Annotated in this window: 23 protein-coding genes; 17 read left to right on the forward strand and 6 right to left on the reverse strand. The window is 41.4% G+C overall.

The window, feature by feature from the left end; translation table 11 throughout:
• Nucleotides 1–5: 5 nt before the first annotated feature.
• Nucleotides 6–1,202: a M20 metallopeptidase family protein gene (locus GS400_RS05470; RefSeq protein WP_160099756.1), complete on the reverse strand. Its 1,197-nt coding sequence runs from the start codon at nucleotides 1,200–1,202 to the stop codon at nucleotides 6–8.
• 555 nt (nucleotides 1,203–1,757) lie between these two features.
• Here GS400_RS05470 and GS400_RS05475 point away from each other — a divergent pair.
• Together GS400_RS05475 and GS400_RS05480 are read left to right on the forward strand one after the other, a co-directional pair.
• Nucleotides 1,758–2,723: an oxygen-dependent tRNA uridine(34) hydroxylase TrhO gene (locus GS400_RS05475; protein WP_160099758.1), complete on the forward strand. Its 966-nt coding sequence runs from the start codon at nucleotides 1,758–1,760 to the stop codon at nucleotides 2,721–2,723.
• 320 nt (nucleotides 2,724–3,043) lie between these two features.
• On the forward strand, nucleotides 3,044–3,916 hold the full coding sequence (locus GS400_RS05480; RefSeq protein ID WP_160099760.1) for a DMT family transporter: 873 nt from the start codon (nucleotides 3,044–3,046) through the stop codon (nucleotides 3,914–3,916).
• Nucleotides 3,917–4,022: 106 nt separating this feature from the next.
• Here GS400_RS05480 and GS400_RS05485 read toward each other — a convergent pair whose 3' ends face one another.
• The 3 genes from GS400_RS05485 to GS400_RS05495 are packed head-to-tail and all read right to left on the reverse strand — an operon-like array spanning nucleotide 4,023 to nucleotide 5,533.
• Nucleotides 4,023–4,484: a DUF4489 domain-containing protein gene (locus tag GS400_RS05485; protein WP_160099762.1), complete on the reverse strand. Its 462-nt coding sequence runs from the start codon at nucleotides 4,482–4,484 to the stop codon at nucleotides 4,023–4,025.
• Between the two features lie 20 nt (nucleotides 4,485–4,504).
• A complete protein-coding gene (locus tag GS400_RS05490; RefSeq protein WP_160099764.1) occupies nucleotides 4,505–5,014 on the reverse strand; it encodes a DUF4489 domain-containing protein in 510 nt (169 codons plus the stop codon).
• Between the two features lie 30 nt (nucleotides 5,015–5,044).
• Nucleotides 5,045–5,533, reverse strand: coding sequence for a DUF4489 domain-containing protein (locus GS400_RS05495; protein ID WP_160099766.1), 489 nt, complete (start codon nucleotides 5,531–5,533; stop codon nucleotides 5,045–5,047).
• Nucleotides 5,534–5,730: 197 nt separating this feature from the next.
• On the opposite strand from GS400_RS05495, the gene GS400_RS05500 reads away from it, so the two are divergent.
• From GS400_RS05500 to GS400_RS05555, 13 genes are all read left to right on the forward strand, one after another.
• Complete coding sequence (locus GS400_RS05500) at nucleotides 5,731–6,138, forward strand: hypothetical protein (RefSeq protein ID WP_160099768.1); 408 nt, start codon at nucleotides 5,731–5,733, stop codon at nucleotides 6,136–6,138.
• A gap of 49 nt (nucleotides 6,139–6,187) precedes the next feature.
• Entirely contained in the window at nucleotides 6,188–6,880 is a 693-nt protein-coding gene (locus GS400_RS05505; protein WP_160099770.1) for a hypothetical protein, read from the forward strand.
• A gap of 298 nt (nucleotides 6,881–7,178) precedes the next feature.
• Nucleotides 7,179–8,219 (forward strand): amino acid ABC transporter substrate-binding protein, encoded by a 1,041-nt coding sequence (locus GS400_RS05510; RefSeq protein WP_160099772.1) that lies wholly within the window; start codon nucleotides 7,179–7,181, stop codon nucleotides 8,217–8,219.
• A gap of 83 nt (nucleotides 8,220–8,302) precedes the next feature.
• A complete protein-coding gene (locus GS400_RS05515; RefSeq protein ID WP_160099774.1) occupies nucleotides 8,303–9,478 on the forward strand; it encodes an amino acid ABC transporter permease in 1,176 nt (391 codons plus the stop codon).
• A gap of 5 nt (nucleotides 9,479–9,483) precedes the next feature.
• Nucleotides 9,484–10,692: an amino acid ABC transporter permease gene (locus tag GS400_RS05520; RefSeq protein WP_160099776.1), complete on the forward strand. Its 1,209-nt coding sequence runs from the start codon at nucleotides 9,484–9,486 to the stop codon at nucleotides 10,690–10,692.
• A 63-nt stretch (nucleotides 10,693–10,755) separates the two neighbouring features.
• Nucleotides 10,756–11,478, forward strand: a complete 723-nt coding sequence (locus GS400_RS05525) for an amino acid ABC transporter ATP-binding protein (protein WP_201450156.1) — start codon at nucleotides 10,756–10,758, stop codon at nucleotides 11,476–11,478.
• Between the two features lie 58 nt (nucleotides 11,479–11,536).
• Nucleotides 11,537–11,665, forward strand: coding sequence for a hypothetical protein (locus tag GS400_RS20300; RefSeq protein ID WP_255454163.1), 129 nt, complete (start codon nucleotides 11,537–11,539; stop codon nucleotides 11,663–11,665).
• Nucleotides 11,666–11,839: 174 nt separating this feature from the next.
• Complete coding sequence (locus GS400_RS05530) at nucleotides 11,840–12,406, forward strand: biotin transporter BioY (protein WP_160099780.1); 567 nt, start codon at nucleotides 11,840–11,842, stop codon at nucleotides 12,404–12,406.
• 82 nt (nucleotides 12,407–12,488) lie between these two features.
• On the forward strand, nucleotides 12,489–13,946 hold the full coding sequence (locus tag GS400_RS05535) for an AMP-binding protein (RefSeq protein ID WP_160099782.1): 1,458 nt from the start codon (nucleotides 12,489–12,491) through the stop codon (nucleotides 13,944–13,946).
• A gap of 13 nt (nucleotides 13,947–13,959) precedes the next feature.
• A complete protein-coding gene (locus GS400_RS05540) occupies nucleotides 13,960–15,108 on the forward strand; it encodes a thiolase family protein (RefSeq protein WP_160099784.1) in 1,149 nt (382 codons plus the stop codon).
• Nucleotides 15,108–15,542, forward strand: a complete 435-nt coding sequence (locus GS400_RS05545; RefSeq protein WP_160099786.1) for an FAS1-like dehydratase domain-containing protein — start codon at nucleotides 15,108–15,110, stop codon at nucleotides 15,540–15,542. The genes GS400_RS05540 and GS400_RS05545 overlap by 1 nt, the downstream gene beginning before the upstream one ends.
• Nucleotides 15,542–15,958, forward strand: coding sequence for a MaoC family dehydratase (locus GS400_RS05550; protein ID WP_160099788.1), 417 nt, complete (start codon nucleotides 15,542–15,544; stop codon nucleotides 15,956–15,958). The genes GS400_RS05545 and GS400_RS05550 overlap by 1 nt, the downstream gene beginning before the upstream one ends.
• Entirely contained in the window at nucleotides 15,939–16,736 is a 798-nt protein-coding gene (locus GS400_RS05555; RefSeq protein ID WP_160099790.1) for an SDR family NAD(P)-dependent oxidoreductase, read from the forward strand. Before GS400_RS05550 ends, GS400_RS05555 begins: the two co-directional genes overlap by 20 nt.
• Here the strand turns inward: GS400_RS05555 and GS400_RS05560 are convergent.
• Nucleotides 16,717–17,043 (reverse strand): CHY zinc finger protein, encoded by a 327-nt coding sequence (locus tag GS400_RS05560; protein WP_160099792.1) that lies wholly within the window; start codon nucleotides 17,041–17,043, stop codon nucleotides 16,717–16,719. The genes GS400_RS05555 and GS400_RS05560 overlap by 20 nt on opposite strands.
• 159 nt (nucleotides 17,044–17,202) lie before the next feature.
• Between GS400_RS05560 and GS400_RS05565 the strand changes: the two genes are divergently transcribed.
• The gene (locus GS400_RS05565) at nucleotides 17,203–18,033 is read left to right on the forward strand and encodes an STAS domain-containing protein (RefSeq protein WP_160099794.1); all 831 of its coding nucleotides are present in this window, start codon (nucleotides 17,203–17,205) and stop codon (nucleotides 18,031–18,033) included.
• Between the two features lie 55 nt (nucleotides 18,034–18,088).
• Here the strand turns inward: GS400_RS05565 and GS400_RS05570 are convergent, their stop codons facing one another.
• The gene (locus GS400_RS05570; RefSeq protein ID WP_160099796.1) at nucleotides 18,089–19,528 is read right to left on the reverse strand and encodes an amidase family protein; all 1,440 of its coding nucleotides are present in this window, start codon (nucleotides 19,526–19,528) and stop codon (nucleotides 18,089–18,091) included.
• Between the two features lie 169 nt (nucleotides 19,529–19,697).
• Here GS400_RS05570 and GS400_RS05575 point away from each other — a divergent pair, with 169 nt between their 5' ends.
• Nucleotides 19,698–20,198: a hypothetical protein gene (locus tag GS400_RS05575; protein WP_160099798.1), complete on the forward strand. Its 501-nt coding sequence runs from the start codon at nucleotides 19,698–19,700 to the stop codon at nucleotides 20,196–20,198.
• The last annotated feature ends 21 nt before the right edge of the window (nucleotides 20,199–20,219 follow it).

Below are 20,219 nucleotides of genomic sequence, written 5' to 3' on the forward strand. Positions count from 1 at the left end.
TCGTATCATTCCTTTTCTTGCAAGTTTTCCAATGTTTCAATAGCGAGTTGTGCCATGTACATACTGCCCTGTGGTAAAGCTTTTTCATTTAGCTTGAAGGCTGGATCGTGAAGCGGTTTCTGATTTTCGGCATCCTCGATTTGTGTCCCAAGCCATATGAATGCACCAGGATATTGATTGAGGAAGCGGGAAAAATCTTCACCGGCCAAAACAGGGTCTAGCGTTGGTGTCGCCTCTTCTCCAAGCATGTGCTGAGCTGTGGCGCGAGCCTGCTGTGCCCATTTTGGTGTATTAATGGTAGCAGGGTATCCATCTAGGTATTCAATCTCAACTTCAGCGTCAAAAGCTTCAACGGTCTGCTTGATAATTTGATGGAATCGCTTTTTAACCTTATCTTTCACTTCTGATTTGTAGGTTCGAACGGTTCCTTCAAAATAAACCTGATCCGGAATGACGTTGTAGCGATAACCACCTTCAATTCGGCCAACTGTTACCACTGCTGAATCGAGCGGGTTAACATTTCTGCTCACGATCGTTTGAAGGGATGAAATAACCTGATTAGCGATAATAATCGCATCATTGCCATCCTGTGGCATACTCGCATGACCACCTCTTCCTTTAATCGTGACCGAAAACCGATCTGAGGCACCCATCATTTCTTTATTGCGTATGCCAATCTGTCCTACTGGAAGGGAAGGCCATACATGCTGTCCGTAAATAACGTCAGGTTGGTATTGAGCAAAAACCCCATCATACATCATTTTTTGAGAACCACCATGAGGAGCGTTTTCCTCAGCAGGTTGGAATACTAGAAGAACAGTTCCTTGAATTTGATCTCTCATTTGCTGAAGAGCGTATCCAGTTCCAAGTAACATCGCTGTATGAGCATCATGCCCACAAGCATGCATTTTTCCTGGAGTTTTAGAGATATGATCATGTTGGTTGGTCTCCTGAATAGGAAGAGCATCCATATCAGCCCGCAGCGCTACCGTCTTACCTGGCTTGGCCCCTTTAATAATGCCGAGTACCCCAGTCTCAGCGAAACCGGATTGAAACTCAATTCCGTATTCCGTTAGTATCTCTTGAACAAGTCTAGAAGTTTCATACTCTTCATTACTCAGTTCAGGGTTTTGATGTAAAGTACGTCGAATCGTTATGATATCGCTTTCAATGTTCTTGATTAAATCTAGGATGTTACTCATCTAGCATTTCTCCTTTTATTTAAGGAAAATGTCCTTTAATATTCCGTTAATCAATAGTATAACAGAATTTCATGAGAAGTCACCCTATTCTAGTTAAATTTTTCGAAAATTTAGACTGGTTTATTTTGGATAGATGCAGTGCGTGGACATGGTTGGGGGCTGCGCGCATATGGGGAGGTCCGTGTGGAAGAGGGTGAGCTGCGCACCGCCCGCAAAGGAGGGAGCACCGCCCGAAAAGGAGGGAGCACTGCCCGAAAAGGAGGGAGCACCGCCCGAAAAAGAGAGAGCTCCGCCCGCAAAGGAGGGAGCACCGCCCGAAAAAGAGAGAGCTCCGCCCGCAAAGGAGGGAGCACCGCCCGAAAAGGAGGGAGCTCCGCCCGCAAAGGAGGGAGCTCCGCCCGAAAAGGAGAGAGCTCCGCCCACAAAGAGAGAGTACTCCCTAAATGAATTCTTGATTTCACCCAAAATCCCCATTAAAATTAACTGTTGTATTCAATCAAAACTCAGAGCCTAATTTTTGTATCTGGGAAATATAAAAAGATAGGTGGATATACTATGGAACAAAATTATCAAGTGCTGCTTTACTATCATTACGTTACAATCGATGATCCAGAGCAGTTCTCAAAAGATCACTTGAAATTCTGTAAGGAGCTTGACCTGCGTGGTCGCGTTCTTGTTGCAGAAGAAGGCATTAATGGCACGGTATCTGGAACCGTTGAGCAGACGCAAGCCTACATGGATGCGATGAACAATGATCCACTTTTTAAGGACATGACCTTCAAAATTGACGAGGCTGATGGGCATGCGTTTAAGAAAATGCACGTTCGCCATCGTCCCGAGCTTGTTACAATGCGCTTGGAGGACGATATCAATCCTCACGATTTAACAGGGGAATACCTTGAGCCAAAAGAATTTTACGAGCGTATGCAACGTGAAGACACGGTTGTACTTGATGCTCGAAATGACTATGAATATGATCTTGGCCACTTCCGTGGTGCGATTCGTCCGGATATTGAGACGTTCCGCGAGCTACCGGATTGGGTTCGAGAAAACAAAGATAAATTAGAAGGAAAACAAATCCTCACGTACTGTACAGGCGGAATTCGTTGTGAAAAATTCTCCGGCTGGCTGAAACGTGAAGGTTTTGAAAACGTAGGTCAATTACACGGTGGTATTACAACGTACGGAAAAGATCCCGAAGTTCAAGGGAAGCTTTGGGATGGGCAAATGTACGTATTTGACGATCGTATCTCCGTACCTGTTAACCAAACCGAGCATGTTGTTGTTGGTGAGGACTATTTCACAGGTGAACCTTGCGAACGTTTTGTAAACTGTGGAAACCCAGACTGCGACCGCCGCATGCTGTGCTCAGAGGAAAACGAGTATAAATACATGCGAGGTTGTACGCACGAATGCCGTGTTCACCCACGTAATCGTTATGTTGAAGAGCATGGCTTAACAGAAGAAGACATCCAACAGCGCCTTGAAAAAATAAAAGAAGAAGACGGTGTCGAAGCCTAGTCATAAAAGCTGCCTCTCCTGAGGTGGCTTTTGTGTTCTACATATAGATGATTTATCCGATAGCCATTATGATAGTATTATCTATATCCAGATGAAGAAATAATCGATTTTATTGGAATCGATGTGTGTAGCAACAACCCAAATTATCATGAATATTTATCAAAAAATTAAATAAGAATAAAAGTGCCTGCCCCCTCTTTAACGCGCTACCGCAATGGTGCTCAAGCACTTCTTGGAGGCGCTTTTCAAGGAACTTTTGTGTTTAATCGAAAAAAATTTTGGGGAATGTTCCTAAAAATATGTTTGATTGGAGTTTTTAATTGAAAAATTTCGGTGTAGGGTTTGTAGTCCTGGCGGCTGTTCTTTGGGGTGTTTCCGGCGGTTTGGCGGGTATATTAATGGAAAAAGGGTGGGATCCTCTTGTAATCTCATTTTATAGAGGAGCTGTAGGGTTAATTTGTTTATTAATATGGATGATTATCCGCACTAAATATTATTCCTACGGTAGTCTTAGAAAGATGCTTCTCTGGTCAGCGTTAGCTGGAGTAGGGGTCACTGGTAATTTCAGCTTTTATTTCATCAGCATCTCTCATACCGGGGTAGCAATAGCATCGGTCTTGATGTACACAGCCCCCATTTTTGTTTTCATCATATCCTTTTTACTTAGGATGGAACGAGTCACCGCATTTAAAGTCATTTCGATGATTATTGTGTTAGGTGGGATTGGATTATTAACAGGGGTGTACCAAAATGGACTTGAACAATTGAATGTGTTAGGAATTTCTACAGGCTTATTGTCAGGCCTTTCTTACGCCATTTACATTTTCAGTTTTAACTATGCCCTTAAGTACGGAGAACCTCCAGCTATTTTAAGTACAGCGCTTGTTGCCTTTACGCTGATATTACTTCCGTTTATTGATCAGAAGCAAGCTATTTCTGTGCTTTCTTCTGAAGATATCTTCTGGTTTATAGTACTTGGCATAATCGGAGCTGGTATTTCATTCTTCTTTTATGTAAAAGGCTTGAGAAATACATTGCCTTCTGTGGCCTCTATAGTAGCTATGATAGAACCTGTTACAGCTTCTTTATTTGGAGTTGTGATTTTAGGGCAATTCCTCTCACTAACCCAAACCATGGGTATGTTAGTAATATTAACTACCATCACGATTTTAAGTACAAGAAAAAGAGCCTAAAGTGCCTGCCCCCACTGCGGTATTGCGTTAAAGCAGTGGGGACAGGCACTTTTTTGTGTTTTCACAGGACGGCGCATTAGTTCTAAAGTCATTAAAGCTTAATCTCTTATTGTTCTTCCCCACTAATACGAATTGCTGAGATTTCTTGTGACAAGATCTCGAAGGAGGTGTTAGTAGTTGTGAAGTTCGATATCTGATAAGTGTATGTAATGGGGGGATTGACGGTATCTTCTAAGCAATCACAGAAGTTTAATACTAATGGTTCAATGGTTTTAATCGTTTCGACTGGAGTTGGGATGATCTCAGAACCGCTAAAAAGCCATTCATCGAGGAGCGTTGTTTGATTTGTAATGCTTCGTACGAGTTGATATGTAATGCTAATTTCTGGGTTTTCAGCCATAATTTGAAACGTAAAGTTCTTTGAGTAGTTTATGAGAAAACAAGAATTTTTTATGTTCGAGGGCTCAACTGTCACTTCGGCTAATTTTATAGGGGCTTTTCTTGAAGAAGACACTTCTCGAAACACTCTTCCGCACGTTAAAGTTGGTAAAACTGTTTTTTCCTTCATGAACATCCCTCCATTCTACTTTATGAATCATGTTTATTATACATTTGTGCTGTCAGGCTTTTGTTTGTAATGTCATACATAGAGCGTTGGGATAATTGTACGCTAACAAGCTCTAATGTATAGGTACATATGGATTTTTTGATGGGAGATGCATCACAAAAATTATATACGACAGGTTCTTTGACATTGGTGTCACTCCCAAACTCCCGCCTAAAGGGATATTCTTGAAGAACTTTTCGGCTTCCCTTCTTACAAGAACGAACTAGACGAAACGTCAAACTATTGAAGGCCTCTTCCCTTAAAATTGATGTAACAAAAGAGGAGTACGTAATAAGCACAGCAGGGTTTATGATCTTTTTTGTATCGATACTTACACTTGTTAATACGATAGGACGGTTGCTGGGATCCAAGTTTAAAGGCAAACGTGGGCTAAAGGCGACTCCACACTTTAAGAAGGGAAACTGCTTTTTAGGTTGTATCGAACCTTCTTGGTTAATATAAAGTTTCGGCTTATCACTACGATTTTTCATCCGAACACCTCACTTTAATATACTTAGAGATCAAGCTCTTTCCTCTTCGCCACATATAGCCGTTGCTGTAATGTTTTTATTTAGAATCGAGAAATTTTGAGTGTTATTCGTAGCAATTCTCGCGATTTCTATCCGGTAGATGATTGGGGATTGGACATTGGATTCAAGGCAATCACAGTAATTTAAAACGGTGGGTTGATTGGTATCAAGGTTTCCTATTTCCTGCGGTTCAGGGGATTCAAATTCAAAGACCCATTCATCCAAAGTTCTTTGAGCAAGAAAGTTCTGAGTGGATCGAACAAGTCGATAGGTGATGGATAGTAAAGGTTGAAATCCCAATAGGGTGAACTGAATGAATTCAGAGTACTTAATCAGAATACACGGGTTCTCTAAGGACTGTGGATCGATTTGAACTTCTGCAAGGACAATGGGACGTTGATTAAAAGATAATTGGTTTGGGAGTGAGGGATTGAAAGTCTTCCCACATCTTAAAAAGGGAACACAATCTTTTGGTTCCATACACATACCTCGCTTTAATATAGTCATTGATATTATCCTATGTACGCAATAGCAAGAAAATGTTGAGTGGATCAGGACAGATTAGGTAACTAGGTTTTCTAGAAATAGATGTACGATTTGAGCAAATTTATTCAATTTCCACTTTTATATGAAACCTTATTCTCCTGAATCCGTCAAACCCTATAGGAGGGATAGATGTGTTAAGAAGAACGCTTATTTTCATCTCATTTATAATACTTCCTTCAGCATGTAATCCAAGTGTATCGCATACTCAAAACCTCTCATTAGAAGAGGTCACAGAAACCTTTAATAAACAAGGACTATCATTGGAAGACATAGATTTACCAAAAAGAAATGTCTTTACCAGAGAGTACAACGGTGTAACACCAAAAACCTACTCCTTACAAAATCGAGCCTTAACAATTTACATATATCAAACGACTCATGATCGTATAAAAGGAATGGAAGCCTTTAAGAATGCCACTGCAGCAGCGAGCTTAGAATCCTATGAAACCTATACAGCAAAAAATGTACTCGTATTCCACGGAGGAGAGAGCGAGTCGGTTAAGCAAACGTTACAAGAAGTGTTTCAAGATATCAGGTAATTCATGTATGCTGTATATACAAAATTTTGCCAAGGTAGGTCCGTCTTAAATGAAAAAGTCTATTGCTTACATACTTATAGCTCTTGTTGTGATTAGTGCTGGAACTGTACTCTATAACATCTTTCTTAATAGCCCAGGACAAAAAGTGAAATGGGAAAAGGTAGAGTTGGAGAAGAAGGCTCTTCCGAGTAAGGATGTAGATGTGAGTGGAATTGTTACTTTATGGAGTGACTCTGATAATGAAAAACTTTATCTATATGATCAGGGTACAGATAAAGTTTTTGGCGTGTTTTTTATTCATGGAAAGGAGTATCCATTAGGACAGGTTTCCATGAAACTAGGTCATCTTCATAATGATATCAAGCACGAAACGTTGTTTGGTGATGGCTCCTATCGGGTTGATGGTGTTATGGGAATAGACTATCCGATTATCACTTACTACAAAATCGAGAATAAACAACCCTATGAGATTCTATCTATTGAAGCAAAAGTGCAAGAATTGGATGTAAATGGCGACGGGCAAAAAGAACTCATTTCTGCTCGAGGGACACCTACAGAAACCAAAATCTATAGCTATAAAAATAAAACATTAAAGGTAGCCCAATTGAATGAACAACTAGATGCTATTTCAGTTACATTTGAAAATCCTTATCGCTTTCTCGTTTATAGCGAGGAACAAGGTCAAGCGATTTATGAACTTAGAGATGATCATTTAGTAAAAGTAAAAGAAGAAACAGAATAGATCCTTTAAATTCTGTCTTGTAGGCTAAAGTCTATAAGGCAGTTTTTTTTATGGTAAGGACATCTATTCCGTTATTTGCTCAAAGTCATGCCTTATTCACACCTCAAATACATTCAATTGATGTGCCAGTACATTTCACCCACAAACATTAAATTAGTTTGAATATTACAACCATTACCTTAATACAATAGACTAGCTAGAAAACATCTCACAGCCAGTTTAATAGAAGACGAGGTATGAGGTGTGAAAAACATGGGTTTAATCAAATTTATCAATATATCAATTGAGGGGGAGTTACATGAAACGTAAGTGGTTTGGAATTTTGGTTGTAGTGTTGTCGTTGTCGGTTATGTTGATGGGATGTAATAGCGAGGAGAGTGCTGAGGAAACGTCTCTGCTTGATACCGTCAAAGATAGGGACTTGCTTATTGCAGGTGTAAATGGTGAGTTGCCTGGATTTAGTTACTTAGATTCAGAAGGAAATTACTCTGGTTTTGATGCTGATTTTGCACGAGCAATCGCAGCTGCAGTATTAGGAGATGCAGACAAAGTTGAATATCGTCCGCTTTCCTCTAAAGAGCGTTTTACAGCAGTTCAGACTGGTGAAGTTGATGTGTTAACGCGTAACACAACGTGGACACTTACACGTGATACAAGCGTGGGACTGAACTTTGCCCCTGTAACGTTCTATGACGGTCAGGGTATTATCGTGCCAAAAGATAGTGGAATCACATCTATCAAAGACCTTGAAGGTACGCGCATTGCAGTAGAATCAGGTACCACAACTGAATTAAACCTGGCTGACCAAATGAGAAAGCATGGTATTAATTACGAAGCGGTTGTATTTGATAGTCAGGATGCAGCAGTTGCCGCATATGAAAGTGGTAGTGCTGACGCCTATACCACAGACAAGTCTGGTCTAGTAGCTCGTAAAGCGATTATGAAGGATCCTTCTGCACATGTGATTTTGGATGATACGTTATCCAAAGAGCCTCTTGCTCCAGCAGTTATTGGTGGAGATGATAAATGGTTCGACGTAGTGAAGTGGGTTGTGAACGCTACGATCCAAGCTGAAGAGTTAGGCATTACATCTGAAAATGTAGATGAGTTCAAAGATAGTAGTGACCCAGTCATTCAGCGTCTTCTTGGTACAGATGGAGACCTTGGTTCACAGCTAGGACTAAGCGATGACTTTGGTTATCAGGTGATCAAACAAGTTGGTAACTATGGGGAGATTTTTGAGCGTAACCTTGGTCCAGATACAAAATTCGGCTTAGAACGCGGATTGAATGGTCTTTACACAGAGGGTGGCTTAATGTACTCACCACCACTACGATAAAGCTTTAGCACAATCAGGCCTGCTACCAATTTCATGTGGCAGGCCTTTTTTACAAAATATGTTCAGCGGGGTGAACTAAAGCTATGAAAAAGAATACAGCAGACGTCCCCACACCATTTTGGCGGAACAAAAAAGTCATCCCATTTTTAGCACAGGGTATCTTTGCAATCATCATTGCGATCAGCTTACTTTTTTTATTTTCCAATGCGCTTGATGGGTTGCGACAAATGGGGATTTCACTAGGGTTTGACTTCCTGAAGTCATCAGCTTCATTTGGGATATCAGAAAGCTTAATTGATTACACGCCAGAGAGTTCATATGGGACAGCCTTTCTTGTCGGGGTTCTGAATACTTTACGTGTTTCATTTTTTGGGATTCTTATTGCCAGTTTTATTGGTTTGGTAGTCGGTATATCAAGGCTTTCAAACAACTGGTTAGTGAATAAAACAGCTTCCATTTATGTTGAGATTTTTCGAAATACACCTCTTTTAGTACAAATTAGTATTTGGTATTTTGCCGTTTTCCTCCCACTTCCAAGGATTGAAGAAAGTACAAAATTTTTATTCTCCTATTTTAGTAACAGGGGCACAGCGATTCCATGGTTTAATGCAACATCAGGGACGCTCGTTTGGGTTTCGCTATTTATTGTTGGTCTAATTTTAGCCGTAATCGTTTGGAAGGTGCGATTGAAAAAGCAAATTGAAACAGGAGATAACAAAAGACCTGGAATCTGGGCGATCGGTGTTATTCTCATCTCACTTATAACAGCATTTTTGGTGACATTCCAAGCTCCGTTTAATATTACGCTTCCAACCATTGGAGATAGAAGCTTCATGGGGGGATTAAGACTTTCCCCAGAGTTTTTAGCGATTCTATTAGGTCTTGTCATTTATACCTCAACCTATATCGGTGAAATTGTACGCGGTGGGATTCAGAGCGTGCAAAAAGGACAGGTTGAAGCGGCAAAAGCACTTGGGTTAAAGCCATCCACAACGATGCGACTTGTTATTTTTCCGCAGGCCATACGCGTGATCATCCCACCAGTGACGAGTCAGTATTTGAATCTAATCAAAAACTCTAGTCTTGCCATTGCGGTGGGCTATCAAGAGGTTGTGAGTGTTGGAGAAACAATTAATAACCAGACAGGAAAAGCGATTGAATCTGTCACGATTATGATTCTTGTGTATTTAACGTTTAGTTTGTTGACCTCATTTTTTATGAATCAATTTAATAAACGCAGTCAAATTGTTGAGAGGTGACCAGAATGAATAACAATGAAGTGACTCCAAATGAAGAGACACAAAACCAAATGGCCCCTCCAAAATCTAGCATCGGTGTTCTAGGTTGGCTCAGGAAAAATCTATTCAGTAACTGGTGGAACGCGCTCCTCACGATCGTGTTTACGATCATCACGGTCTATGTCGTGAAAGGAACCTTTACCTGGGTGTTTTTCACGGCAGAGTGGAGTGTGGTATCGGAAAACTTCAAACTACTTATGGTTGGCCAATACCCTACCGAAGAGCTGTGGCGTATTTGGATAACCATATCTATTTTTACAGCACTGATCGGGCTGTCCTGGGGAGTCTGGAAAGGGACGATGGGACATGTCTCAATCTTTTTTGGTGTTGTCATGGCGATTACCATGGTGGTTCCGTTTATTGCGTTTGGATCACGTATGTGGCTAGCCGCAAATATTGGGGTGTTGGTGCTTGGATATTTTATAGGCAAGAAATCTGAACAACTCAAAAAGCCTGTTTTAGTTGGGTGGTTCTTATTTGTACCTATAGGAATGTTTTTTATTGAAGGCTTCGGATTACTGAATGAAGTCAGCTCTAATTTTTGGGGTGGATTCCTGCTTACATGTTTAATCGCGATCATTTCGATCATAGCATCATTCCCTATAGGAATTCTTCTGGCATTAGGTAGGCGTAGCAACCTTCCTATCATAAAGTGGTTTAGCATTATTTACATTGAGCTCATTCGGGGAATTCCGCTCATTACGGTTTTGTTCGTAGCACAGCTCATGCTCCCATTATTCTTAGGAGACATCATTGAGTTAGACAAGGTCTTACGTGCAATAATCGGTTTCACACTATTTAATGCGGCATATCTAGCAGAAAATGTACGCGGTGGATTGCAGTCGTTGCCAAGAGGGCAGTATGAAGCGGCACAAGCGTTGGGGCTCAATAAAGCAAAAATGATGACGTTCGTCATTATGCCACAGGCGCTAAAAGCTGTGATCCCAGCCATGGTCGGTCAGTTTATCTCGATTTTCAAAGATACGGTTCTCGTTTCAATTGTTGGGTTGATCGACTTATTGGGCATGGCAAAAAAGATCATTGCTAACCCGCAATTTCTGGGGACGCAGATGGAATCGTTCGTTTTTGTCGCATTCGTGTTTTTCATCATCTGTTACCTCATGTCGTATGTGAGTCGTCGCTTGGAACGATCACTAGGAGTGGGAGAACGATAAGTGAAGGAGGAAGAAAACATGTCCAGGGAAAATCAAGCGAAACTTCTTGAAAATAGGGATGATATGATAGAAGTTAAAGGATTAAATAAATGGTTCGGTAATCTTCATGTATTAAAAGATGTAGACCTTAGTGTAAAACAAGGTGAAGTGGTCGTAGTGCTGGGCCCATCAGGATCGGGAAAATCTACGTTTATCCGCACGCTCAATGCCTTGGAGGAATTTCAAAAAGGCGAAATCCACATCGATGGTATTAACCTATCCAATGATGTGGCGAATATTGAAGCGATCCGAAAAGAAACGGGCATGGTGTTCCAGCAGTTTAACCTTTTCCCGCATATGACGATTTTGAGAAACGTTATGCTCGCACCAATATGGGTGAGAAAATGGAAAAAGGATAAAGCTGAAAAAATCGCTTTTGAATTACTGGAGAGAGTTGGGATCCCAGAGCAAGCTCACAAATACCCAGGGCAGCTCTCTGGCGGACAACAGCAACGTGTGGCCATTGCTCGTGCTTTAGCTATGCAGCCGAAGATCATGCTGTTTGATGAACCGACATCAGCCCTAGATCCGGAGATGATTAAAGAGGTTTTAGATGTTATGAAAACCTTGGCCCGATCAGGTATGACCATGGTTGTCGTGACGCATGAGATGAGCTTTGCGCGTGAAGTGGCGGATCGAATCGTGTTGTTTGATCATGGCGAGATCGTTGAGATGGGTGAGCCGAATGAGGTGTTTGAAAATCCGAAGCACGAGCGGACGAAGGCGTTTTTGTCTCAGATTTTGTGATGCGTGTGGGGGATCGTGAAATAGTGAAGGATCGAGCGAGGAAAGTGTGGAAGTTAGCTTGATTAGTGTTGAAGATAGCTTGATTAGTGTTGAAGAGTGCTGGATAAGTGAAGAAGCAAGCGAGAGAAGTGATGAAGTAAGAAGAATTAGTGAGGAAGAACATCGAATTAGTGTCGAAGTATCATAAATAAGTGAAGGTGCCAAGGTCTAGTAAGCCGCAAAAGGTTTACTAGATTTTTTATTCCATTAAACCAGGTTAACAGGCTAATAAAATTGTTAACCTGATCGTAAACAAGGTTGACAATATAGATGAACATCTTCTATCCTAAATCTATCAAAATATTTAGTAGGAGATGAGATTGTGGCTTTACGGACGATGATTTACTCAGCATTATTCGCATCCATAGTAGGGGCTTTAGGTTTGTTGCCTCCTATCGTTACACCATTCACACCAGTACCCATCACAGCTCAGACGCTTGGAGTTATGCTAGCTGGTGCTTTATTAGGCGCACGTAGAGGAGCACTTGCCCTAACTATTTTTGTGCTACTCGTAGCATTTGGAGTTCCGTTATTATCTGGAGGACGTGGCGGTTTCGGCGTATTCCTTGGTCCTTCTGGAGGATATATTTTAAGCTGGCCACTCGCTGCATTTGTCATTGGCTATCTTGTAGAAAAATTCTATCATCGCTTGAACATTGGCTTACTGATTACCTTTACAGTTGTGGGCGGTATCCTTGTTGTTTATGCAATCGGGATTACGTATTTATCCTTTATTACCAACACACCTTGGACAGGTGCTGCAGTTAGTGCACTAATCTATATCCCAGGGGATCTCGTGAAAGTTGTTCTTGCATCAATAATTGCAAAATCTGTTCACCGAGCTTATCCGATCATTGAAAAACCAAAAAATCAAAGAACAGCAGCTTAATATAAAAGGGGTCTGATCATTTCATTGATCTGGCCCCTTTGCTATCATGAAGTTTAATAGAATCTTTAGGAGGTTTCGGCCCGTGATCGGAAACATCATGCATCAAGATTCAGAAAAAACAGCTATCATAAGCGATACCGAACACATTACATATGGAAAACTTGCTAAACACATCACCACACATCAAAAGCAATTATCCCATCAACTATCAGACGTAAAAGGCAAACGCGTAGCCATTCTCCTCGAAAACGGCATCGACTTTTTAAAAATGTTCTTCGCCGTTAGCGCAAGCGGGGGCATTGCGATCCCTTTAGACCCAAAATGGAGTGGTCACCAATTCTCGATGGTACTCCAAGATTGTGATCCGGATCTCATCATTGTTCATAAAACCCTTCAATCAAAAATGCCTGATCATGAAAGTTGGCCAGTAATCACAATGGAGGATTTCATTCAACTAGAGCCAGAAGATACAAAACCTCAATCCGGCAACGAGCAGGATATCTTTTATATAGGCTACACATCAGGCACAACGGGAACACCAAAAGGGTTCATGCGTACACACCAATCATGGTTTGCATGCTTCGAGGATTGCCAACACGTTTTTGAGCTCCAGCCCAAGGACTATATTTTATCTCCTGGCCCTCTCGTACACTCTCACTTTTTGTTCGCAGCGGTTCAGGCCCTGCATATGGGCGCAACACTAAACGTTTGCAAAAGCTTTACTCCTCAAGCTGTTTTGCAAAAAATGAAGGAGCACCAGATTTCAGTACTGTACATCGTTCCAACGATTTTTGAATCCCTTATACAAACGAGCGATGAAGAAGTCCCAAGCCTGAGAAAAATCATTTCCTCCGGTGCAAAGTGGAAAAAGGAATCAAAAGAAAGAGTCCCGAAGCTTTTCCCAAATGCCGAAATGATCGAGTTTTTTGGCGCTTCAGAATTAAGTTTTGTGACCTATCTCATGCCTCATGAACATGAACAAAAAGGGGAAACGGTCGGGCGTACTTTTCCGAATGTTGAACTGCAAGTAAAAAAATCAGATGGCAGCCTAGCTAAGCCGAATGAAATCGGTGAGCTCTATGTCAAAAGCCCATGGGTGTTCAACGGCTATTTGAACCGTCCAGAAGAAACCGCCAATGTTTTTAATAACGGTTGGGTTACGATCGGCGACCTGGCAACCATTGATGAAGGAGGATATCTCACCATCATAGGGCGAAAACACAATATGATTATAAGTGGTGGCTTAAACATTTATCCCGAGGAAGTGGAGCAAGTCTTTGCTGAATTACCACAAATTGAGGAAATCGCTGTTCTTGGTGTAGAGGATACGTACTGGGGCGAAAAAGTTGTAGCAGTTTTCACTGCACATCAAAACATGGAAAAAGAATCACTCCACCAACATGGCAAGCGTTTCCTCCCTTCCTACAAATGCCCGAAAGAATACTATGTGGTTGATCAACTCCCGCATACTAGCAGTGGTAAAGTTGCACGAAAAAAAGTGAAAGAAATGCTCAAAACCTTAACACCTATTCAATCGTGAAGGAGTGTCTCCTGTGAACGAAGCCGTAATTGTAATTGCAAAACGTACAGCTGTCGGAAAAGTTGGTGGCATGTTTAAAGACGTACCGCCAGAAAAGCTTGTTAGCCCCCTCGTTCATAACATTATCGAAGAAACGAATATCGACCCAAATGAGATTGATGATGTGATCCTCGGAAATGCAACAGGACCAGGAGGGAACTTGGCACGATTAAGTGCGCTTGAAGCGGGACTTCCGATGTCAATCCCAGGCGTGACCGTTGATCGCCAGTGCGGATCTGGATTAGAAGCCATTCAAATGGCCGCCCGATCTATTCAAGCCGGAGCGGGAGAGGTCTATTTAGCTGGAGGTGTAGAAAGCTCTAGCTTAGCGCCATGGAAAATCGAGAAACCATCAAATCTCTACCATCCTCAAGGGCCGACACTTTTTACAAGAGCACGATTCTCGCCTGAAGAAATCGGCGACCCAGAAATGGGAGAAGCAGCAGAGAATGTTGCTGAACACTATGAAATTTCTCGTGAAGCTCAAGATGAGTACGCATTGAGCAGTCATCGAAAAGCGATGAACGCCATCCAGCAAGGGACGTTTTTAGAAGAAATTGTGTCTGTAAATGGAATGGTAGAAGATGAGTGTGTACGCTGGAATACATCTAAGGAAAAATTAGCAAAGCTTCCTCCTGTTTTTCGAGAGGGAGGAACTGTTACGGCAGGAAACGCCTGTCCTATTAATGACGGTGCTTCGCTCGTACTCGTCATGTCTAAAGAAAAAGCTCACTCTCTAGGGTTATCACCAGTGTTAACCTTTAAAGATGCTACATGTGTGGGAGTCGACCCAAATTATTTAGGAGTCGGCCCAATCCCCGCCGTGCAAAAGCTTTTTCAAAGGCAGAACATTTCAGTAGGCGATTTGGATGTGGTTGAATTTAATGAAGCCTTCGCATCACAAGTCATTGCGTCACTTAAAGGTCTGTCGATTCCTATAGGAAAAGTGAACCTTTCCGGTGGTGCGTTAGCACTGGGTCATCCATATGGGGCATCAGGGGCGATATTAGTGACACGATTAGCGGCAGAAATGAAAGCGAAGAAATTAAAACGTGGATTAGCTACACTTGGAATTGGTGGGGGACTAGGATTAGCCGTTCTTTTTGAAGGGACAGACTCGTGATGGAAAAGTGGAAAGACGCACAAACCGATCGGATTCCCATAACCATAACAAGAGATGAAGTGAGACGTTTTGCAAAAGGGGTTATTGAGGAGAATCTCATCTATTTTGATGAGGAGAAAGCAAGAGAGCAAGGGTTTGAAGACCTTCCACTTCCCGTTACTATGCCTGTGACATTCTGGCACTATTTTTCAATCCCTTGGCTCAAAGAAGTGAGTGAACCTCTTATTCACGGTAAACAAGGTTTTGAATACCATCATCCTTTAATCTGTAACCATACCTATCAAGGTCAACTCATATTAAACGATGTTTATGAAAAAACGGGCTCAAAAGGAACGATGATCTTTCTTGAACACACGTTGAATCTTTATTCTCAAGAGGAACTCCATGCTGAAGTGTTCACCACATTGATTTTGTTTAAGAAGGAGGGGGTTTAATGAGAGATTTCAAAAAAGGGGACCACTTTCCATCGATAGATATTCCGGAAATCACAGCTGAGCACATATCCAACTATGCGGAAGGTTCAGGAGATTATGCCTCTATTCACCTAGACAAAAACGCTGCCCAAGAAGCTGGATTTGATCAACCGATCGCTCACGGTATGTGGTCCATGGCGCTAGGAGGAAAGCTCGTGGCTAGATGGCTCTCGTCAAACTTTCAAATAACCTCTTACTATGTATCTTTTATAATGCCAGTCATGATTGGCGATTCCCTTATTGTGCAAGGGCAGATATTAGATGTTGATCAAGGACAAGCAGAGATCAAAGTCAGAGGCATAAATCAACGAGAAGAAACAGTGATAAAAGGAAAAATGATCGTGAAAGGGTGGCAAGATGAAAAAGCTTCAGGGTGAGGTCGTCATTATAACGGGCTCAACAAAAGGAATTGGCCGAAGCATCGCAAAAGCATTAGCAGAAGAGGGAGCAGCGGTGGTCGTAAATGGTCGGTCACAAGAAGCGGTTGAAGATGTCATGAATGAGATTGAGTCAAATGGTGGATTTGTTGTGGGGGTGTCAGGTTCCGTTACAGATGAAAATACGGGGCAAAACCTTGTAGACAAAGCCGTTCAAACGTTTGGACGTGTCACTTGCCTCATAAACAACGCTGGTAACGTTCGAGATCGCATGTCCTACAAAATGAACGTTGAAGACTTTAAGGACGTTCTGGATGTTCATGTCAATGGAGCGTTTCAGTGCACATTACCCTTCATCCAAAAACTACGTGAGCAAGGAGAGGGCGGCATGCTTTTAAATATGACATCCTCGGCTGGACTCACAGGAAATATCGGACAGGTCAACTATAGTGCAGCGAAAGCAGGGTTAGTAGGAATGACCTGGACACTAGCAGCTGAGTTGAAAAAAGACCGCATCCAAGTGAATGCCATTGCACCAGCAGCCCTCACAGATATGACACGCCCTCACATTGAAAAGGCGGAACAAAAAGCAAAAGAACGAGGGGAGGAGCTAGCATCTTATTGGGAGGTAGGGGCGCCTGAAGATGTCGCTAGGTTTGTGGTAGACATTTTGGAAGAGCCTAATCTCGAGAAAAGTGGAGAGATCTATTCTGTAAATGGCGATCATAGAGGGGTATGGCACCCACCTCAACATGAGCCTATCCCTCGAAATAAATAGAGTAGTGTCTCGCACAACCTTCATTAAATGTCGACTGACAATTAGGGCATGTGTAGCTGGATTTCAAGTATTCGTTAATTGTTAATTCATGTTTGCACACTCCACATAAAATGGCCTTTTCATCAAAACGATCACGAGGCCAGCGTTGAATGTCATGATCTGCACACTCTTCGTGGCATTTATAGCAAGGGTAATAGGTATCACAGCAATAAAATTTTATAGCAATAATATCCTCTTGTTTATGGTAATGTTCGCAGCGAGTTTCTTGGTCAACAATCTTGCCTTTAACAGTTACATGTGGTGGCATGAGACTATTCCTTTCTTTAAATAGAGTAGTTGATTTCCATCCTAACATAAAGCGTGTTTTGTGATGAATGGTTTAGGGTTAGGGGTATCTTGTGTGGCATCTTTCCGTAACATTTGATAGAATAATCCTAACTAAAAATTATTATTTTGGGAGAGTATTATGTCTTCGTCAAAACTAGACCATTTGCAGCCTATTACAGATTACATCCTTGATCAAAAAGAAGAATTAGTTCATCAATTGCCTTCTCATAAGGAAGAAGGGGAGAGAATCATCAACGATTTGATGCCATGGCGTTATCGTTTGATCGAAGTGTATGCCAATTCGATTCTATTAGGACCAGATGCTTCAAGTGAAGAACTGGAAAAATGGGGGCGAAATGTCTCTGGAAAATTGGTTGAACTAGGACTACCTTTGGATATTGCCCTTCAAGAAATTAGCCATTATCGAAACCTAATAGGTGATATTATTAAAGAAGAAGCAAAAGTTCAAGGTTTGTTGCTTGATGATTTTTATTATCTTTTTTCTAAATTTAATCAAGTTGTAGATCGAGCCGTTCACCTAGTTAGTCAATCTTATATGGAAGAATATCAAGATAACATAAAAAAAGCGCAGTATTCGATAAATGAATTGTCTGTACCGCTTGTTAAGATAACAAATGATCTTGGTGTCATTCCACTCATTGGAGAAATCGATACGAAACGTGCACAGACATTATTGAATAATGCCTTGGAACAAGGTGATAAACAAAATTTAGAGACCATTGTCATCGATTTATCAGGTGTGCACGTCATTGATACGATGGTAGCTCACCAGATCTTTAAAGTAATTGATGCTTTAAAAGTGATTGGGATTCGTGCTGTAATCAGTGGGATTCGCCCTGATATTAGCCAAACAATGACCAATTTAGGGATCAGTATGAAACACGTGGATACATTTAGCAGTCTTCATATAGCCCTGGAACGAGTTGCCCGTTTTAAGAATAATAATTAATGCCTAGAAGGCGAGACTCTTTTAATGAAGAGCCTCGCTTTTGTTTTTAAAAAAACTACTCCGTCAACTGCGGAGCATGCCAAGTAACACTTCTTGTTTGCTCGTAAGCATAACCCAACGTAATCAATTTTGCCTCGTCAAAAGCTGTACTCGTAAGGGTCACTCCAACAGGCTTACCTTCAGAAGGTGTATAACCAGCAGGAACTGTAATGGAAGGATACCCCGCCATCGCTGGCATAGCTGCTCCTAAGTTATTGGCTGATAACAGAGCATCTAACTGATGTTCTTCAAGAATCTTATCAATGCCATTCTTTTGGGAATACTCGATATCTGCCAATCGGTCTGAGATGTACTCAGGGTCATTTAAGCGACCACTTTTCTTTTCAGACATCGTTAATAATTTTTGTCCATATTTAAGTGCGACGCTTTCATTGTTTTCATTATACTGAATCAATTTAGATAGTGTACGGGCATGTGTTTCATCTGAGCACTTTGACAGATAAGCATTTAAGCCATTCTTAAACTCATGGAACAACACGCTTGAATCACGTTCTTCAGTAGGTAAGCTAACCTCAATGATTTCTGCACCTTGAGCCTTCATATCTTCCATAGCTTGTTCTATGAGTGATAATTCCTCTTCATTCAACTCCGATAAAAACTGACGATCGATTCCTATACGAGCTCCTTGCAAGCCGTCCTGATCGAGAAATGTAGTATAGCCTTTATAGAATTTCCCCTGGCTCATTCCAGTAGCAGGATCTTTTTCATCCAAACCAACAAGTTCCCCTAACAAAATCGCCGAGTCTGTCACGGTACGAGTGATCGGTCCAGCTGTGTCTTGGCTATGGGCGATTGGAATAATACCTGTTCGGCTAATTAACCCCACTGTAGGCTTCAATCCTACAACAGAGTTGCTGCTTGCCGGACTTAAAATAGAACCACTTGTTTCGGTACCAATTGCACCTGCAACAAAACCACAAGCGACAGAGGCGGCTGAACCTGAACTAGATCCACCGACATCAAACTCTCCAGGTCCATATGGATTCAACACTTGACCACCATGTGAACTGTAGCCATTCGGCATACCGATCGTCATAAAGTTAGCCCATTCTGTTAAATTCGCCTTACCTAAAATGACTGCTCCTGCTTCGCGAAGCTTTTTCACAAGAAAAGCATCCTCATCAGCATAGTTATGCTCTAAAGCGATGGATCCTGCTGTTGTGTGCATTTTATCTCCAGTATCGATGTTATCTTTTACAACAATAGGAACACCGTGAAGCGGTCCACGACGTCCATCGCGCTGACGTTCAACATCCAATGATTCTGCTATATGTAAGGCATCTGGATTCACTTCCAGAATCGAGTTAATGTTGGACCCTGCTTGATCATATTTGGCGATACGGTCAAGATACATCATGGTTAGATCTTTAGATGTAACTTCGCCTTTATTTAGGGCAGTTTGAATTTGTTCTATGGTTTGTAACTGTTCAATCATATGGGAACCCTCCTTAGGATAGTAGTGTGGTAAAGTTTGTTTATTTTAAGTCTATCAAATGTTATATGGAAGCGCATATATCTAGCTTTGGAAAAAGGTGGGGGATAAATGGAAAAATTATGGTATCATGGACAGAAGGAAGAATTTACATATTTAGAGAGGTTTTTAAATGCTAAAAACAAATATCATTTCATTGATCATCATGATCGTACTTTTCACAGGATGTGAGAATCAAGCGCCTCCTACGAAACAGATGAATATGTTATTAGACGAAGCGCCACCGGTTTCACTTATGAGTATAACTCTCATAGATAACAAGAATTTTTCTTCAGAACGATCTCGCACAAGTAAAAAAGAAGATGTGAAGAAATTCATCCATTTAGTAGATAACCTGAAAATAAAAAGGGTATCAAAAGGAGCCGAATTAAGATCATTTCTAGATAAATTTGATAAGAAACGCCAAAATAGTAAATCCTTAGAGTTCTTTTTGTTACATAAGGATTCTTTAGAGGGGCCTAATAACGGTTTTATGATCGAAATCATTAAAGACGGGTCAGGTTGGATTGGAGATTTTGAGGAGAATAAGGGAAAGAGAATATATAGGATTTCAAACGGCACAGAGGAAACGTATTCTCGACTTTTAGAGTTTTATCAAAAGCAGGGGAATTAAGGTGTTCACAAATTCTATAAT

This window comes from Pontibacillus sp. HMF3514 (assembly GCF_009858175.1).
Classification (GTDB): domain Bacteria; phylum Bacillota; class Bacilli; order Bacillales; family BH030062; genus Pontibacillus.

Coding starts and splice junctions, on each gene's coding strand:
- GS400_RS05575 (WP_160099798.1), top strand. CDS start 19,698: ATGCTAAAAACAAATATCATTTCATTGATCATCATGATCGTACTTTTC.
- GS400_RS05470 (WP_160099756.1), bottom strand. CDS start 1,202: ATGAGTAACATCCTAGATTTAATCAAGAACATTGAAAGCGATATCATA.
- GS400_RS05520 (WP_160099776.1), top strand. CDS start 9,484: ATGAATAACAATGAAGTGACTCCAAATGAAGAGACACAAAACCAAATG.
- GS400_RS05545 (WP_160099786.1), top strand. CDS start 15,108: ATGGAAAAGTGGAAAGACGCACAAACCGATCGGATTCCCATAACCATA.
- GS400_RS05485 (WP_160099762.1), bottom strand. CDS start 4,484: ATGAAGGAAAAAACAGTTTTACCAACTTTAACGTGCGGAAGAGTGTTT.
- GS400_RS05515 (WP_160099774.1), top strand. CDS start 8,303: ATGAAAAAGAATACAGCAGACGTCCCCACACCATTTTGGCGGAACAAA.
- GS400_RS05495 (WP_160099766.1), bottom strand. CDS start 5,533: ATGGAACCAAAAGATTGTGTTCCCTTTTTAAGATGTGGGAAGACTTTC.
- GS400_RS05475 (WP_160099758.1), top strand. CDS start 1,758: ATGGAACAAAATTATCAAGTGCTGCTTTACTATCATTACGTTACAATC.
- GS400_RS05555 (WP_160099790.1), top strand. CDS start 15,939: ATGAAAAAGCTTCAGGGTGAGGTCGTCATTATAACGGGCTCAACAAAA.
- GS400_RS05525 (WP_201450156.1), top strand. CDS start 10,756: ATGATAGAAGTTAAAGGATTAAATAAATGGTTCGGTAATCTTCATGTA.
- GS400_RS05560 (WP_160099792.1), bottom strand. CDS start 17,043: ATGCCACCACATGTAACTGTTAAAGGCAAGATTGTTGACCAAGAAACT.
- GS400_RS05505 (WP_160099770.1), top strand. CDS start 6,188: ATGAAAAAGTCTATTGCTTACATACTTATAGCTCTTGTTGTGATTAGT.
- GS400_RS05550 (WP_160099788.1), top strand. CDS start 15,542: ATGAGAGATTTCAAAAAAGGGGACCACTTTCCATCGATAGATATTCCG.
- GS400_RS05565 (WP_160099794.1), top strand. CDS start 17,203: ATGTCTTCGTCAAAACTAGACCATTTGCAGCCTATTACAGATTACATC.
- GS400_RS05490 (WP_160099764.1), bottom strand. CDS start 5,014: ATGAAAAATCGTAGTGATAAGCCGAAACTTTATATTAACCAAGAAGGT.
- GS400_RS05570 (WP_160099796.1), bottom strand. CDS start 19,528: ATGATTGAACAGTTACAAACCATAGAACAAATTCAAACTGCCCTAAAT.
- GS400_RS05510 (WP_160099772.1), top strand. CDS start 7,179: ATGAAACGTAAGTGGTTTGGAATTTTGGTTGTAGTGTTGTCGTTGTCG.